At 68.8% G+C, this 15,085-nt stretch carries 15 protein-coding genes; 4 read left to right on the top strand and 11 right to left on the bottom strand.

Going from position 1 to position 15,085, the window contains the following annotated elements:
* Window positions 1–181 precede the first annotated feature (181 nt).
* From ACFQ6S_RS07485 to ACFQ6S_RS07465, 5 genes are all read right to left on the bottom strand, one after another.
* Complete coding sequence (locus ACFQ6S_RS07485; RefSeq protein ID WP_383404766.1) at window positions 182–574, bottom strand: nuclear transport factor 2 family protein; 393 nt, start codon at window positions 572–574, stop codon at window positions 182–184.
* Window positions 571–1,581, bottom strand: a complete 1,011-nt coding sequence (locus ACFQ6S_RS07480; RefSeq protein WP_383404764.1) for a cytochrome P450 — start codon at window positions 1,579–1,581, stop codon at window positions 571–573. Before ACFQ6S_RS07480 ends, ACFQ6S_RS07485 begins: the two co-directional genes overlap by 4 nt.
* Window positions 1,578–1,820, bottom strand: a complete 243-nt coding sequence (locus ACFQ6S_RS07475) for a hypothetical protein (protein WP_383404762.1) — start codon at window positions 1,818–1,820, stop codon at window positions 1,578–1,580. Before ACFQ6S_RS07475 ends, ACFQ6S_RS07480 begins: the two co-directional genes overlap by 4 nt.
* A gap of 213 nt (window positions 1,821–2,033) precedes the next feature.
* Window positions 2,034–2,978, bottom strand: coding sequence for an MIP/aquaporin family protein (locus tag ACFQ6S_RS07470; protein WP_383404760.1), 945 nt, complete (start codon window positions 2,976–2,978; stop codon window positions 2,034–2,036).
* Between the two features lie 199 nt (window positions 2,979–3,177).
* Window positions 3,178–3,354, bottom strand: coding sequence for a hypothetical protein (locus tag ACFQ6S_RS07465; protein ID WP_383404758.1), 177 nt, complete (start codon window positions 3,352–3,354; stop codon window positions 3,178–3,180).
* A gap of 73 nt (window positions 3,355–3,427) precedes the next feature.
* Between ACFQ6S_RS07465 and ACFQ6S_RS07460 the strand changes: the two genes are divergently transcribed.
* The gene (locus ACFQ6S_RS07460) at window positions 3,428–4,018 is read left to right on the top strand and encodes a hypothetical protein (protein WP_383404756.1); all 591 of its coding nucleotides are present in this window, start codon (window positions 3,428–3,430) and stop codon (window positions 4,016–4,018) included.
* 42 nt (window positions 4,019–4,060) lie between these two features.
* Here the strand turns inward: ACFQ6S_RS07460 and ACFQ6S_RS07455 are convergent, their stop codons facing one another.
* The gene (locus ACFQ6S_RS07455; RefSeq protein ID WP_383404754.1) at window positions 4,061–5,344 is read right to left on the bottom strand and encodes a DUF3533 domain-containing protein; all 1,284 of its coding nucleotides are present in this window, start codon (window positions 5,342–5,344) and stop codon (window positions 4,061–4,063) included.
* Window positions 5,345–5,826: 482 nt separating this feature from the next.
* On the opposite strand from ACFQ6S_RS07455, the gene ACFQ6S_RS07450 reads away from it, so the two are divergent.
* From ACFQ6S_RS07450 to ACFQ6S_RS07440, 3 genes are all read left to right on the top strand, one after another.
* Complete coding sequence (locus tag ACFQ6S_RS07450; RefSeq protein ID WP_383404752.1) at window positions 5,827–6,120, top strand: hypothetical protein; 294 nt, start codon at window positions 5,827–5,829, stop codon at window positions 6,118–6,120.
* A 347-nt stretch (window positions 6,121–6,467) separates the two neighbouring features.
* Complete coding sequence (locus ACFQ6S_RS07445) at window positions 6,468–7,718, top strand: MFS transporter (RefSeq protein ID WP_383406473.1); 1,251 nt, start codon at window positions 6,468–6,470, stop codon at window positions 7,716–7,718.
* Window positions 7,719–7,816: 98 nt separating this feature from the next.
* Window positions 7,817–8,590: a class I SAM-dependent methyltransferase gene (locus ACFQ6S_RS07440; protein ID WP_383404750.1), complete on the top strand. Its 774-nt coding sequence runs from the start codon at window positions 7,817–7,819 to the stop codon at window positions 8,588–8,590.
* 437 nt (window positions 8,591–9,027) lie between these two features.
* Here the strand turns inward: ACFQ6S_RS07440 and ACFQ6S_RS07435 are convergent, their stop codons facing one another.
* From ACFQ6S_RS07435 to ACFQ6S_RS07415, 5 genes are all read right to left on the bottom strand, one after another.
* The gene (locus ACFQ6S_RS07435) at window positions 9,028–11,712 is read right to left on the bottom strand and encodes an AAA family ATPase (protein WP_383404748.1); all 2,685 of its coding nucleotides are present in this window, start codon (window positions 11,710–11,712) and stop codon (window positions 9,028–9,030) included.
* 81 nt (window positions 11,713–11,793) lie between these two features.
* Window positions 11,794–12,144 carry a YciI family protein gene (locus ACFQ6S_RS07430; protein WP_383404746.1) on the bottom strand — a complete coding sequence of 117 codons (351 nt, stop codon included), beginning with the start codon at window positions 12,142–12,144 and terminating at the stop codon, window positions 11,794–11,796.
* A 37-nt stretch (window positions 12,145–12,181) separates the two neighbouring features.
* The gene (locus tag ACFQ6S_RS07425) at window positions 12,182–13,075 is read right to left on the bottom strand and encodes a virginiamycin B lyase (protein ID WP_383404745.1); all 894 of its coding nucleotides are present in this window, start codon (window positions 13,073–13,075) and stop codon (window positions 12,182–12,184) included.
* Between the two features lie 126 nt (window positions 13,076–13,201).
* Complete coding sequence (locus ACFQ6S_RS07420; RefSeq protein ID WP_383404743.1) at window positions 13,202–14,077, bottom strand: GNAT family N-acetyltransferase; 876 nt, start codon at window positions 14,075–14,077, stop codon at window positions 13,202–13,204.
* 74 nt (window positions 14,078–14,151) lie between these two features.
* On the bottom strand, window positions 14,152–14,721 hold the full coding sequence (locus ACFQ6S_RS07415; protein ID WP_383404741.1) for a dihydrofolate reductase family protein: 570 nt from the start codon (window positions 14,719–14,721) through the stop codon (window positions 14,152–14,154).
* Window positions 14,722–15,085 lie beyond the last annotated feature (364 nt).

Raw genomic sequence — 15,085 nt, 5'->3', positions numbered from 1 at the left:
GCTGCTCCCCTCCTCGAGTCTCAGCACACGTGTGGCGGTGACTCGGCCTCGGTCACGCCACCCCGCCGCGCACTTGCTCAAGTAGAGGGCCCCCGGCCACTGGAGGTTCGCAAGGCCTTGCGGATCCTTCAGCCTCATGGGGCCTTCAGAAGGCAGCACGCCTTCGATGGTTCCGTCCCTGTCACTTGATGAGTCCCAGGTTCTCGTCGTCGGGGTGGCCGGTGACCAGGAGAGTGGTTTCTTCGACGCGCTGGAAGCGCCCGTCGGGGTCGAGTCGGGCGAAGAGGTAGACCTCGGTGCGGGAGGTGCGGCCGTTGTGCTGGGTGATGGTGACGGTGTGGCGGTCGGCGTAACGCAGCCCGTCGCGGAGTTCGTCGTGGACCTCTATGTGTCCGCTCCGGACCAGGGACCGCAGGCGTGTCATGTGCTGGGTGAAGGCGGTGCGGTCGCTCCACACGCCATCCGTGCGCTGGCGGTAGTCGGGGGTGAAGTGCCGATCCAGGGCTTCGGCGAGGTCGAGACCGGGGGAGAAGAGCAGGTCGTTGATGGCGCGGGTGATATCGGTGGGTGTCATCGGGGCTGCTTCTCCTGAAGAGGGCTTCGGGCGGGGGTGAAGTCGACGCAGAGGGAGGCCGGGCCGCGGGTGTACAGGCCGGTTTCCCGGTAGTGGGTCCCGGGCGTGTGGCGGACTTCGTCGAGCAGCGGGAGAAGCATCGCGGCGACAGTCTCGATCTCCGCGCGTGCGAAGGGCGCCCCGACGCACTGGTGAAGTCCCGTGCCGAAGGCCAGGTGCTGGGCGGCGGCGGTGAACGAGCGGGCGGTGCCCAGGTCCGGGCGGTGGATGTCGAAGGCGTCCGGGTCGGCGAAGGCATCGGGGTCGCGGTTGGCTGCGCCGATCAGGCAGAAGACGGTGGCACCCGCGGGGACGGCGCCGCCGGCGAATACGACGTCCCGCTCCGTCTGGCGGGGGATGAGCTGCACAGGTGGCGTGTAGCGCAGGGTCTCGGCGATCGCGGCGGGAAGCAGGCTCGGATCCTGGCGGACCTGCGCCAACTGCTGCGGGTGGTCGATCAGGTGCTTGAAGAGTAGGGCGAGCGTCTTGTCGGCGGGCTCAACGGCGGCGACCAGGACGTTGATGATCAGCGCGGTCACGTCGCTGTCGCTCATGCCGATGCCGTCGAACTCGGCGGTGCACAGCTTCGATATGAGGTCTTCGCCGGGCTGATGGCGGCGCTGTTTGATGACGGGGGCGAGGTAGGCCTCCAGTCGCTCGGCACAGTCCAGGCAGTGCCGCCGGCGCTCGGGGGTGAGGGCCATGCTGGTGATGAACTCGGCGACCCCACTCAGCCAGGCGGCGATCTGTTGCCGGTCCTCCTTGTCCAGGCCGAGAACGTCCAGGGTCACGTTGACGGCGAGAGGTCTGCCGAAGTCGTTGACGAGGTCGATACGTCCCCGGGGCAGAAAGGGCGCGATGAGCTCGGCGCCATTGGCGTGGACGGCGTGTATCTGGTCCTGCAGGGCCTGCCCGGTAAAGCCACGCACGACGATCTTTCGCTTGGCGGTGTGCTCGGCTCCGGTCATCTGGGCGAGGACCGGCCCACGCGCATCACCGGCTCGGCCCGAACCTGCAGCGTTTCGGTGGTGAAGGCCTCATGGTCGGTCAGCACCCGCTTCACGTCCCCGTAGCGGGAGAGGAAGTAACTGTCGATCGCCGACTCGTAGTGCACCGGTTCCTGCTGCCTCAACCGTGCGAAGTGACGGTAGGGGTCGGCGGCGAAGTCCTCGGACAGGACGCTGAATCGGGGATCGACCTGAGGCACGGCGGAAAGCTTCTCAGAACGCGGCAGAAGAGGCGAAGTTGGGGCCTGCCTCTCCCCTCCTTCTGCCATGCCCTATGTGCTGCTCAGCGCCGCCCACGCTTCATGAGCCGTGGGCGGCGCTGAGCACCTCGGGACCTGATGTCCGCCTATCCGCTCGGTCGGCCGACTGCGCCCCGCCGAGCGTGTCGGCAGGGCGGCCCTGTCCCCGGCCGGCTACTCGTCGTCGGAAGTGGTGGGGAGCGTACGGCCGGGCTCCGGGCCCTCGCCCTGGAGCGCGCGGGCGTGGAGCACGTCGCCGATGAACAGGTCGTACACCAGCACGCCGATCACACCGCCGACGAGCGGCCCGACGATCGGAATCCACCAGTAGCCGCTGAACGCGCCGGGCAGGCTGCCTGGAAATGCCAGATCCTGCCATCCCGCCATCCAGGTGAACAGGCGCGGACCGAAATCGCGAGCAGGGTTGATGGCGTACCCCGCGTTCGCCCCGAAGGACATGCCGATGGCGGCCACCACGAAGCCGATCACCAACGGGCCGAGGTTCGCCTTCACGGCCGTGTTGCGCAGGTCGATGATCGCCACGACCAGCATGACCAGGAACGCGGTGCCGACCATCTGGTCGATGAGCGGACCCCAGATCCCGCCGTTGAAGTACGGCGCCGGGAAGGTGGCGAAGATGGAGAACGTCGCGAGTGTGTGGCCGTTTGTCTTGGGCCCCTTCATGACGTCGTCGAAGGTGTTGATGGCGTCGTGATAGACGCCGTAGACCAGTGCCGCTCCGGCCAGGGCGCCGAGCACCTGTGACGCCCAGTAGGGGACGACCCTGGCCCAGGGAAACTTGCGGCGAACAGCGAAGGCCAGCGTCACCGCTGGGTTGAGGTGCGCTCCGCTGACCCCGCCGGCCACGTAGATGCCGAGGACCACGGCCATGGCCCAGCCCCAGGTGATCAGCAGCCAGTCCCCGGCTCCGAGGAAGAACGTGGTGGGTCCCGCGGTTCGCCCCGACCCGGGTAGCGCCGCCACCGCCATAGCCACCACGCCACAGCCGAAAGAGATGAGGACGAACGTCCCCAGGAACTCCGCGATGCACTCGCCGGGCAGCCCCGCGCGCTGCCGGAACTTAGAGGGCTTCACCAGAGGTTTGATCTCCACTGCCATGTGATCCTCCCAGGGCTTTCCTGCGGTCAAATGCGAAAGCGGTAGTCACGTCGTAACTCGGCTCGTGAGCCGCTGCAACCGCAGAAGAATGCGATATGAACTCCAGCTGTCACTGGCCACAGATGAACCGTCCGTGACCCCACGGGCCTTCGACAGCGCCCCCGGGCGGTGCCATCGCAGGGCGCTGTGAGCTCCAACGTCACATGGCGACCGCCAAAGCGCGATCTGATGGGCTCGCCTCTCCGGCTGAGTCTTCTTCGCAGACAGAGTGGCCGGAATTGCTGATGTCGGGGTTGCCGTCGGGAGAGCGGGCGGCGAGGCATTCCGGGTTGTCCACCGGCACCACATTCTCGTTGCGGTCGATGATGATCTGCACCGGTGTCGCGATACACCGAACGAGTGGCGATTCCCGGCCGGCACGCCTACCCCCCACTCCGCGAGAGCACCCGATGACGGTCGAGAACCTGCCGGTGCGCAGCGCTGAGCTGAGGTGCATCCTGATAAGTGGGTCCTTCAGGCCGGTCAGCCTGCCCGAAGAGCCCCCACCAGGCCAGGGCACTGCACTCACCAGGCCGGGCCGTCGGAAACAGCGGCCTTCTCGAACGAAGGAGCAGGTCATGCCATCCCTGCATTTCCATGTGAACTCCTCGATGAGCCCATCCGAGGTGATGGGGGTACTGACCAACTTCAGCCCCTCCCGTGTCGATGAGTGGCCCTCCATCGATGCCGACCACTTCCAGGTCCACGAGCGCGGAGACACATGGGCCGAGGTCACCGAGGGAAACGACAAATCGTGGGAGCGGGCACGCTACGAATGGGACCCGTCAACGAACCACGTCACCGTCACCACTCGCGACTCGACGCCCTTCGGCTCGGGTGGATGGGAGTTTCAGATGACTCCCACGGATGAGGGCACGCGCATCGACATCGATCTCGAACGGCATCCCAGCTCGCTCAAGGCAAAGATGCTGTCGCCGATCATTCCCTTCGCCGGGCCGGTGTTCCGCAAGTCCTTCAAGGAGCCCCTGCACACGACGTAGCCACATCGCCGAGGGCAAGAGCTGCGGCATACGCGCCGCCGCTCAGACCTCCTGGAGGCCCAGGCGGTGCAGCCCCTTGCGGTCGTAGTAGCGGGTCATGGCGAAGCCGAACAGCAGGGCGACGACGAGCCCGATGGCGATCATGATCCAGCCGCGCGTAAGGCCGGCGTCGGCGCGGGCGTCGAAGTAGAGGATGGCGCGCACGCCGTCGGTCACCTGGCGGAACGGTTCGAACAGGGCGAGGAAGCGGTAGAAGTCGGGGACGGCCTGGAGAGGAACCGTCGCTCCCGATGACGGGAGGGCCAGGGCGATGAACACGAACATGGACACCACCTGGCCGATTCCGCCGAAGGCCGCGTTGATGGCCTGCACGCCCAGCCCCACGGCCAGGCTCGCGCAGTACGAGAAGATCCACAGCAACGGCAGATGCGACGCGTCCATGCCCAGGATCGCGACGGTGGCGAGCATCGTCAGGCTGGTGGTGATCGCGGCGATGCCCGCACTCATGATCATTTTCAGCAGCAGCGTCTGCGTACGGCTGATCGGGACCGTCGGGCGTCGCGAGTGCCAGGGCCCGATCTCGTTGTCGGTGTAGCCCAGGCCCGCGTCGACGCCGTTGTTGATGATGTTGCCGCCCACGAACGCGGTGAGCACCAGGAGCAGCGTGTAGTAGAACGCGGTCAGACCCAGACCGCTGTGGCGGCCGATCGGGTGGCCCACCCGAGTGGTGACCGTGACCGGGTCGGCGAGGAGAGCTCGGAGTCTCGTGTCGGAGTCCTCGGCCGTCGTCCGGGCGGTCAGCTGACGGCCGATCTCCAGGGAGCTCTGGTGAGCGGCGCGCTGGGAGATCTGGCTGGCCAGGGAGGAACCTAGGCTTCCCAGCCCGGGGTTGGTGAGGATGGTGAGGTTGGGTCGTTCCGTGGCGCGGGAGGTCGTCAGAGCCGCCACCGACGCGGTGAAGTCGGCCGGGATGACGAAGGCGCCGTAGATCTTGCCCGTCGCCAACTGGTGCTGCATCTGGGCCTGGTTCAGCCTGCGCCACTGCACCGCCTTCGACGGACTGGCTGCGATGACCGCCCGGCTCAACTGTTCCCCCACGGGTTCCCGCTGTCCGGGCAGGGGCGGGCCCTGATCCGAGTCGACCAAGGCGATCGGCAGATCGCGCAGGCTGCCGTTCGGATTGACGATGCCGCCCATGTAGAGCAGCGACAGGAACAGCGCCACCAGAACGGACAGGATGGTCGGCACAAGCCAGAGCTTTGCGTGCCGCGCGACGACGACAGCGCGTGCCTGCGACGGCTGCTGCCCGGACCCCGCTGATGTCATGGCACTCCATCCGGCTCCGGATCCAACGTCGCGTTGGCCTTGCCGTGATGTCGATGGTCGGACTGCGGCCGTGCGCCAGGGGCCACAGCTCACCCCACGGGGATCGGTAGCGGCGCCGGGGACGCTGCCAGCGACGATAGCTTTCGTGCTGTCGTCCTCCACTCCACGACACGACCGTGACCTCGGAAGCAGTAGAGGGCCCACCACCCAGCGGCGGCCAAGGCGGCGCTGGGGCGCCGCAGGCAACTGGTCTCGAGCGACGTCGAGGCCGGCGAAAGCGGCGGCTCACATCCCGCCGCCGAGGGGCGGCCGAGAAGGCAAGCCCGTAAGACCACTCGACAGATTCGTCCGCGGCGCGTCCTCATGCGCCGCTTCGGCAGTGCGCGGGACCGCGCACCCGCGCGTCTCGCACCCGCGCGTCTCGAAACCGCCGGCGGAAGCAAGTCGTCGTGCAGGTCGGGAGAACCGCAGGGATCTGGGTCGTGCTCGCGCTGACCTCGGGCGCCGGACTCACGGTGATCACGGTCTTCGTGGTGCTGGCCATCTTCTGCGTGGCTTTCTGGGCCGCGCGGATGACCTTCGTGCCGTTCGTCGAGGTCGGGCCCGAGGCCTTCAGGGGGCGCAACATCTTCGAGACGCACGAAATCTCGTGGCGGGCGGTGCGGGAGATCCGCGACGACCCGCACTCGGGAGTGGTGGTCGTCCTGGAGGACGAGAAGACGGTACGGATCGAGGCGTTCGCACGATGGGCGTCCTTCGGTCGTCACGAGAAGTGATCCAGCGCGAACAGCCGGACCTCTCCCGCCGCCGTCTGCCCGGCCCCTAATTGCCTGTCGTGCCCTGCAGAGCGGGAGCTAGTGTTCGCGCAGGTAGTGATTCACGAGGAGCGAAGACATGGTCGGTCGTTCGAGCACGCGTTGACATTTGAGGCCGTGAGTGGCCTGTCATCGCGTGCTGCCTTTACTGCGCGGCACAGCGAGCCTTCCTTTCCCGCTGCCTGAAATGGTCGGTGCACGTGGCGTGCACCGCTTGGCGGGTCCTGTCTTCGGTTGTCCGAGGGGTCCCTGTGCCACCGTCCTCTTCCTCCGCTGTATCCGATTCCGGTCGACCTGTTGCCTCAAGCCTGTGGCGGGACGGTGACTTCCGCAGACTCTGGGTGGGCCAGACGGCCTCCCAACTGGGCGAACACACAAGTCTGGTGGTTCTGCCGCTCTTCGCCGTCCTGACGCTCAACGCAGGTGCCGACCAGTTGGGCGCTCTGCGCGCGGTGGGGCAGGCGCCGATCCTGCTGCTGTCGCTCTTCGTCGGCGCGTGGGTGGACAGGTGGCGGACCCGCACGGTGATGGTGCTGACGGACGCAGGTCGGGCCCTGGCACTGGGCACCGCCGCCGTGGTCGGCCTCCTCGGTGGACTCGGCTTGTCGGCGCTGCTCGTGGTTGCCTTCGTCGTCGGGGCACTGTCCGTCTTCTTCGACGTGGCATACCAGGCGTCTCTGGTACGGCTGGTGAGGCGTGATCAGTTGGTGCAGGGCAACAGCGCGCTAGAGGGCAGTCGGTCCGCTGCCCAGATCGGCGGTCCGGCCCTGGGAGGTGCGTTGGTGTCCGTGCTGTCCGCGCAGATCGCTGCCGCCTCCAGCGCAGTGCCTTTCGCGCTGTCGTTCCTGTCAATCCGACGGATCGGTCGTCACGAATCCATCCCGGAACGCTCGGAACATCCTCCTCGGGTCTGGTGGCGGATCCGGGAGGGCATCCGCTTCGTCACCGGCGAAACCTCACTGCGGACTGTGTGCCTCGCATCAGCCGCCTTCCAGTTCTTCTTCGCGGCCGTGATGACCGCCTACCTGCTGTTCCTGCCACGCGACCTGAACCTGTCGGGCACCGTCGTCGGGCTGGCACTCGCGGCGACGGGGCCGGGCGCGCTCCTGGGCTCGCTTCTCGCCGCCCGCCTACCGAGCCGCTTCGGATATGGCGCTGTGCTCGTGTCCGCGGCAGCACTCGGCAACGGCGTGTTCCTGCTTGTGCCTGCACTGCACGGCACCTCTGCGGTGACGGTTCCCGCGCTCCTTGCCTTCAACTTCGTCTTCGGGACCTTCAGCCAGTTGGTCAATGTCACGATCATGGCCGTCCGGCAGACCGTCACTCCGGACGGGATGCAAGGCCGCGCGGCCGCGACGATCAACTTTGTCGGCATGGGGCTGACCCCGCTCGGGTCGCTGTTCGGCGGCCTTCTCGCGGAAGCGTGGGGGACCCGCCCCAGCCTCCTGTTGACAGCCGCAGGCATGCTGCTGTCGCCGGCGCTCATCGCTCTGTCCCCACTCGCCCGCCTGGGACGGACGCTTCCCGCCCCGCCGGAGACTCCGATTCCGCCTGCCTGACGGCGCTTCCATTGCCGCGAGTAGCCGACACAACGCCGGACAGAAGCGGTCGCAGTCCGCTTCTGTCCCGCGGATCATGTGACTACTAGGCTGCGACGATGGAACGCGTGACGGACGTGCCCGAGAGCTTCGCCCAGCCCGCAGATCCGGCCCAGGTGAATTTTTACGACGGCTTCGCCGAGGCGTACTCGGCGGAGAACGAAAACAACCTCGTGAACGCGTATTACGCGCGGCCCGCGATGTTGGCCCTCGCCGGAGACGTGGCCGGTCGCCGGATCCTGGACGCCGGTTGCGGCTCAGGCCCCTTGTCCGCCGCACTGCGCGACCGCGGCGCCCTCGTCACCGGCGTCGACGCCAGCGCCGGGATGCTGACGTTGGCCAGGCGGCGGCTCGGTGACGACGTAGCCCTGCACGAGGTCGACCTGCGGGACCGCCTGCCGTTCGAGGACGGTGCGTTCGACGTCGTGGTCGCGTCGCTGGTCCTGCACTACCTGGAGGACTGGGGGCCGACGCTGGCCGAGATACGGCGAGTGCTCAGGCCGGGCGGTCGGCTGATCGCGTCGGTGGACCACCCTTTCGTGGCCTATACGATCGAGGACCCTCGGCCCGACTATTTCGCGACCACCAGCTATGCCTTCGACTGGATGTTCAACGGGCAGTCCGTCCCGATGAGGTTCTGGCGCAAGCCGTTGCACGCGATGACCGATGCCTTCACCACCGCCGGCTTCCGTCTCTCCGCCATCAGCGAGCCGCAGCCCGAACCGGCCGCCCGTGAACTGTTCCCCGACGAGTTCCATGACCTCGCGACCAAACCCTGCTTCCTGTTCTTCGTCGTCGAGGTACCGCCGTCGGCTACCGGCTCTGTGGACTAGGGCTGCCCTGTAAATGATCTACGCCGTGTCGGTTGATCAGCTTGGTTTCCGTCAGCTGGCGAGGCTGAGGTTGTGGAGTCGGGCGATGCGATGCCGAGCATGGCGTGGTGGAGGTCTTCGCCTTGAGGATTGCCTGCTCGCGAGCGCGGTAGCCAGGCCCTAGCGGCGCCACTGCGGATCCAGGGTGGCTCGGTCCGAGATGAGCGAGCAGCTCCTCTGCTGGTGCTGATGCGGCTGTGCCGGAGGGGCGCTCCTGGCTGTTGGAGGCTGGTGAGTGCTTGTCGGCATGCCTGGTGGTTGAGGGCGAAGACGGAGCCGAGGCTGCAGGATCCAGAACAGGGCGGTCAGGTACGCCGTGCAGTGCGCGGACAGCAGAACGCCGTCGAGCCCCCGGTGCTTGAGCGAGTGGTTGGCGACCGCCCGTTCTCCTGCGCCCGTCAGGGCATGAGCAGGTCGGCGAGTTCTGTTCGGGAGCTGATGCCGAGCTTGGGGAACGCGCGGTAGAGGTGGTGGCCGACGGTGCGTGGGCTCAGGAACAGGTGCGTGGCGATTTCGCGGTTGGTGGCGCCGGTGGCCGCGAGGCGGACGACTTCGCGTTCCTGGGCGCTCAGGCGGGTCAAGGGGGAGTCGGTGGCGTCGGACGGGTCGTGGGTTTCGCCGGCTGCCTGGAGTTCCGTGCGAGCGCGGTGGGCCCAGGGGCGGGCGTTGAACTGATCGAGGATCTTCAGTGCGGTGCGCAGTTGGTCGCGGGCGTCGATTTTGCGGCGTGAGCGGCGCAGCCATTCGCCGTAGAGGAGTTGGGTGCGCGCCCGATCGAAGTCGTTGCCGTCGGTGTGCAGGTCCAAGGCGGCCAGATAGTGCTGCTCGGCCTGGGTGTCCGGGCTGGTCAGGGCCGCGCAGCGGTGCGCTTGGGCTGTGAAGTGGGGCTGTCCGAGGTCGGCCGCCCATGTCATGAGCTGATCCGCGGGTGCCCGCGCCCCTTCCGGATGTCCGGCGCGCACGGCCGCCTCGATCAGATCCGGCAACAGGTGCCGGGCCAGGAAGGGGTGGCCGGCCGCCTGCCGGGCCGCCTCCAGATGGCGCAGCGCGTCCTGCGCCCGCCCGAGGCCGAGGTCGAGCAGACCCAGCGCCCACAGCGCCTCGGCCGCGCCCCGTCCGACCTCGCGCGGGCGGGTGTACTCCAGTGCCTGTTCGGCCATTCTCCGGGTCTGCGCCTCCTCCCCTTGGACGGCGGCCAGCACGGCCAACAGGGCGCGCAGATGGGCTGCTCGGTGTTCCAGGTCGTAGCCGTCGGCCAGCCGGAGCGCTTCGGTGGCGTGTGCGTGCGCGTCGTCGAGGCGGCCGAGCGCCAGCTCCACCTGGGCGCGCAGATGAAGCGTGGTGGGCAGCCATCCACCGATGCCCTGCTCGCGGCACTGGGCGGCCGCCGCGGCGGCCAGTTCGTGCGCGGTGGCGTGATCGGACATCAGGTGGCAGTAGATCGCGGTCACCAACTGGTCCATGAGCCCGACGTCGGTGAGGCGTCCGGCCCGTACGAGAGTGTCCAGGGCCCGGCGCGCGCCGGGCAGGTCGCCCGCCAGTAGGTGGACGGGCACGACCAGGATCGGCAGATGGGGTGTGCGGACGCCGATCTCCACCATGAGGGGTGCGTCGCCCGCGCAGAAGGCCGCGTGGATGGCGTCGGTCAGCAGCGGCGCGAGCTTGTCGGGGCGGTCGGCCGAGATCGTGTCCGCGCAGTCGGCCAGGATGCGGGCGGCCCGGCGGGGGCTGCCGTAGCCGAGCTCGACCACGGAGCGTACGCGGGCGAAGTCCGCCGCCATCCCTGGGTCCCGCAACGGCAGTGGCACCTGGTCGGTGAGAGCGCGGCACCGTTCGTCCTGGCCGGCCTCGCTCGCCTTCTGTGCGGCGGTGATCAGGCGGCGGGCGTGCCGGTGCGGATCGGCGGTCAGGTGGGCGGCCCGCTCGTACGCCGCGGACGCGGACGCCATCGCCTGCCTGCTTCCGGCCCACTCGGCGACCCGTTCCAACTCCGCGGCGACCCCTTCGTCCGGGCCGGTCGTCGCGGCGGCCAGGTGCCAGGCACGCCGGTGCGCGTGCTGGGCGCCGTCCAGGTCGGCCGCCAACGCCCGGTGCGCCGCGATCCGCCAGGCCAGCGGGGCCTGTTGGTAGGCGGCGAACCGGATGAGTGGATGCCGGAAACGCAGTTTCTGCGCGGAGACGAAGACCAGTCCGGCACGCTCGGCGGGCTCCAGATCCCTGGCCTCCCCATCGAGCCGACCCGCGGCTGCCAGCACGGTGGGAAGGTCCCCGGTGTCGTCGGCCGCGGCCACCGCGAGAGTGCGCTGGGTCGCGTCGGGAAGGCGGCGGATCTGCTGTGCGAACGCGTCCTGGAGCTGATGGGGCAGCTCGGGCCGCGCCTCGGCCGGTGCCAGCGGCCCCAGCTGTCCGGCGCGCTGCGCCGGGGTCAGCGCCGCGGCCAACTCCCGCAGTGCCAGCGGGTTTCCCTGCGCCTGGTCGAGGATGTGCTCGGCGACCGGGGGAGCGAGGCCGGGCAGCAGCGCCACGGCCGACTGTCGGTCGATGCCGGCGACGTGTACGCGCGGCAGCGTCCTCGATCCGCTCTCCGGCGAGGAGCCGCGGGTGGCGAAGAGCATGACGATGCCTTCGTCCCGCAGCCGCCGGGCGGCAAAGGTAAGCGCGTCCCCGGACGGCCGGTCGAGCCATTGCAGGTCGTCGACCAGGCACAGCAGGGGGTCGTCCGTGGCCGCCTCGGACAGCAGCGACAGTGCGGCGAGCCCCAGGGTGAGACGGTCCCGTACGGGCTCGTCGCTCAGGCCGAAGACGGCGCGCAGAGCCCCGGCCTGCGGTCCCGGCAGCCGGTCGAGTAGATCGAGCACCGGCAGGAAGAGCTGATGGAGCCCTCCGAAAGCGAGCTCCATCTCCGACTCGATGCCCTCGATCCGCAGCACGCGCATGCCGTCGGCGTGGGCGGCCGCATGCTCAAGGAGAGTGGTCTTGCCGATGCCGGCATCACCGTGCAGCAGCAGTGAACTGCTCGCTCCGCGCCGGGAGTTGGCGAGCATCCGCTCAATGTGGCGTCGTTCCTCTGCGCGCCCCTGCACCGCCCGCTCCCCCCGTCAGCAACCGAGCGTCATGATCGACACTGTACGTCGGGGGAGGGGCGATGCCGCAACGGGCCGTCCTCAGGCGCCTTCGAGCACCGGCCAGATCTCGATGGTCTCCGAAGTGCCGAGTCCCTTGGCGAGTTCCACGGCTTCCTCACGGTCGGCCACGTCGATGACGAACCAGCCGCCCAGGGTCTCCTCGCCGGGGTGTGCGGGCCCGTCGGTCACCGTGGCGGCCGCTGCTCCGGTGGTCTTGCGCACGGTCGCCACGGAGGCCGACTCGGTGTCCAGGGCATCGCCACTGATCAGTTTGCCTGCCGCCGCGATCTTGGCGATCCAGGTCTCGTACGCCGCTCGGTGAGCGGCCCGGTCGGTCCGGATCAGGTGGCGCGATTCATCGGTCTCGAAGATCACGAGTGCGTACTTCATGAAAGTTCCCTTCGTTCGCTTGTTGTCCGTTGCTCCGTTACGTGCGGACACGGACGCCGACGCGGGCGAGTGCGCCGATTTCCAGCGCCGTCCACAGAGCTCCGTCCGGGCCCAGGGCGATCCCGTGCGGCTCCGAGCCCGGGGTCGGCAGGTCGTGCAAGGTGACGGTGCCGTCTGGGGTGAGGGAGCCCACCCGGTTGCCGGCCCACTCGGTGAACCACAACGTGCCGTCGCTGCCAGGGGTGATGGCATGCGGCCGGGACGTGCGGTCGGGCAGCGGGAACTCGGTGATCTCGCCGTCGGGAGTGATCCGCCCGATCTGCCCTGCACCGATCTCGACGAACCAGACCGCCCCGTCGTGCCCGGCCGCGATGCCCACCGGGGCGGCGGACCTGGTCGGCAACGGGTGCAGAGTGACGGCTCCGTCCATGCCGATCCGCCCGATCGCGTCGGCCTGGTTCAGGGTGAACCACATCCCGTCGTCGGCGCCGGCGGTGATCGCGGAGGGGTAGGTCCCCGTGGCCGGCAGCGGGAACTCGGTCACCCTGCCGTCGGTGGTGATCCTGCCGATCCGGTCGGCGGCGGTCTCGGTGAACCACAGCGCTCCGTCCGGCCCGGCGGCGATTCCGAACGGACCGCACTCCGCAGTCGGCACGGTGAATTCCTCGACCTTGCCGTCGAGGGCGATCCGGCCGATGCGGTGCGCCCGGTGCTCGGTGAACCACAACGCGTCGTCCGGCCCGACAGCGATGATCATCGGCCCGCAGTCCGGATCGAGTTGATGGTGCGTGAGTACCCCTCCGGGCACGAAACGCCCGATGCCCCCGCTGTGAACCAGCGTGAACCACAGCGCCCCGTCCGGGCCCGTGGCGAGCGCGTAGGGACCGCTGTCGCTCCCGGCCAAGGTGAACTCTTCGATGAAAACCGGCATCAGACCGGCTCTCCTCTCTTCATACGGCTCATACGGCTCATACGGCTCTCTTCATACGGCGCGCCCGGTGCCGCCCGTCATCAACCGTCCGTCTCCCTCGGGCGAAGGGGCCTGCGTCTCTCCGTCCTACGCCACCGGCGCCGAATACAGCATGCGGATCTCCGAGGTCCGGTAGCCGGCGCGGGCGAAGGCCGCGGCCATGGGTGCGTTGCCGGTGTCCGTGGTGGCCGTGATCAGTTCGGCACCGGATTCCGCGTGGAAGAGGGTGATCTGGGCGAGGAGGTCGTCCACATACCCATGGCCGCGGAACTCGGGGACGACGCCCAGGTAGCCCACGTTGCGGGCATACGGTGTCGCGGAGGGGAGGGCGAGGCCCGCGACCTGCCCGTCCGGGGTGTGGGCCACGCGCCACCACTCGCGTCGACCGGGGCAGCCGAGATAGAAGTCCATCTCGTCCCTGGCCGTGGCTTCGGCGCCTCTGACGGCGAGGTTCCTGCGGGTCTCGTCGTCCAGGCTGCCGACGGCTATCCGACGGAACAGCCGGAGGAACTCCTCGTCCGAAGCGGGGGCGAACGTCAGCCGGCCCCTGGACGTCGGGAGGCCGACGTCGGCCGTCCATTGCAGGCGCAGCCGTTCCACCTCGTGCGTGAGGCCTGCTGCCATGGCGGCCCGGCGCCGCCACTCCACGGCGGCCACCGCGGCCGGGGTGTCACGCCAGCCGACGGGCAGTGTCAGGTTGTACAGCGGAGTCTTGGGCGCACCGGCGTCTTCGAACGCCCGCAGCGCGGCGGTCAGCAGCCCGGCCGCCACCTCCGCGCGGTCGCGGAGCGTCGGGTCGACGTGCAGACAGTCCAGGGCGACGGGGTGAGCGCTGTCCTGCCGCCCCCACCAGAGGGAACGGCCCACGATCCGCCCGTCGTCCTCGGCGATCCAGGTCCACTCCGGCCGGTACATCCCCTGCTTCAACTCGTCCAGGTAGCGGTCGGCGTCGATCCAGCCCACCGGTTCATCCACAATGACTGCTGCGACACGCTCTTGGTCGGCCTCGGTCGTGGGGCGAAACAACACGTGTGCTCCTACTGCTTGGTGTACGTAGTGACAGTCGCGCCGGTGGCGAAGACCCGGAAGTCGGTCAGCGTGAAGGCGGCAGGGTCGAATGCCGCGTGGAACAGCGGAACGCCGGCCCCGAACACCACCGGGCGGCGGTGGACCACGAGCTTGTCGACCTCGCGCAGCAAGCGCCCGGCCAGCACCGGGCCGCCGCGCAGCCAGATGCCCATGCCCGGCCGCCGCTTCAGCCCGCGGACGAACTCCGCCGGGTCCCCGGCGACGACATCGATGCCTGACGCGGGCCGTTTCAGGGAAGAGGAGACCACGTACTGCCGAAGCCAGGGATACGGGCTGTCGGCACCGGCCGCCCGAGCGGATTCGTAGACGCCGCGCCCCATGACGACCGTGTCGAACAATCTGTTCGCCGTGCTGACGACGCCCAGTGCCCCGCGGGCATGGTCCGGGACGGTCTCGGGGTACTCGGCCAGAACAGCGTCCTTGAGATCGCCGTCGAAGCCGAAGGGGTCGCACTGTCCGTCAGGACCGGCGGTGAAGCCGTCGACACTGCAGCCGACGAGGTACGTGAGCAGACGCATGCGGGTCCGATTCCGATCCGTTGCCACCAGGGACGAGATGACACTAGGCACCCCGTTTCAGGAGGGCATCGGTCATCGCGACGTAACGTGACCCGCCTCGCCCGGGCGGGCATCGGTAGCGGTGCCGGGGCCCGGTACCGGCGGGCCCGGGTGTCAGGGCCACCCTTCACGGCCCAGGTGCCGGCGCACCGTGCCCCCGACTCGGGACGCGCAGGGGGCGATGAAGTGGTCGCAGACCGTGCGGAGTTCACCGAACCCGAGTACCGCCAAGGCTTCGCGTACCCAGAGTTGTTCGAGGCGGATCCTCTCGATCTACCCCCTGTGAAGCTGGTGTGAACGTGTCGCGTGTAGATTGAGCGCACGC

It is taken from the genome of Streptomyces sp. NPDC056479 (genome assembly GCF_042795335.1).
Taxonomy (GTDB): Bacteria; Actinomycetota; Actinomycetes; order Streptomycetales; family Streptomycetaceae; genus Streptomyces.
This window is presented reverse-complemented; position numbering and strand designations above follow the sequence as displayed.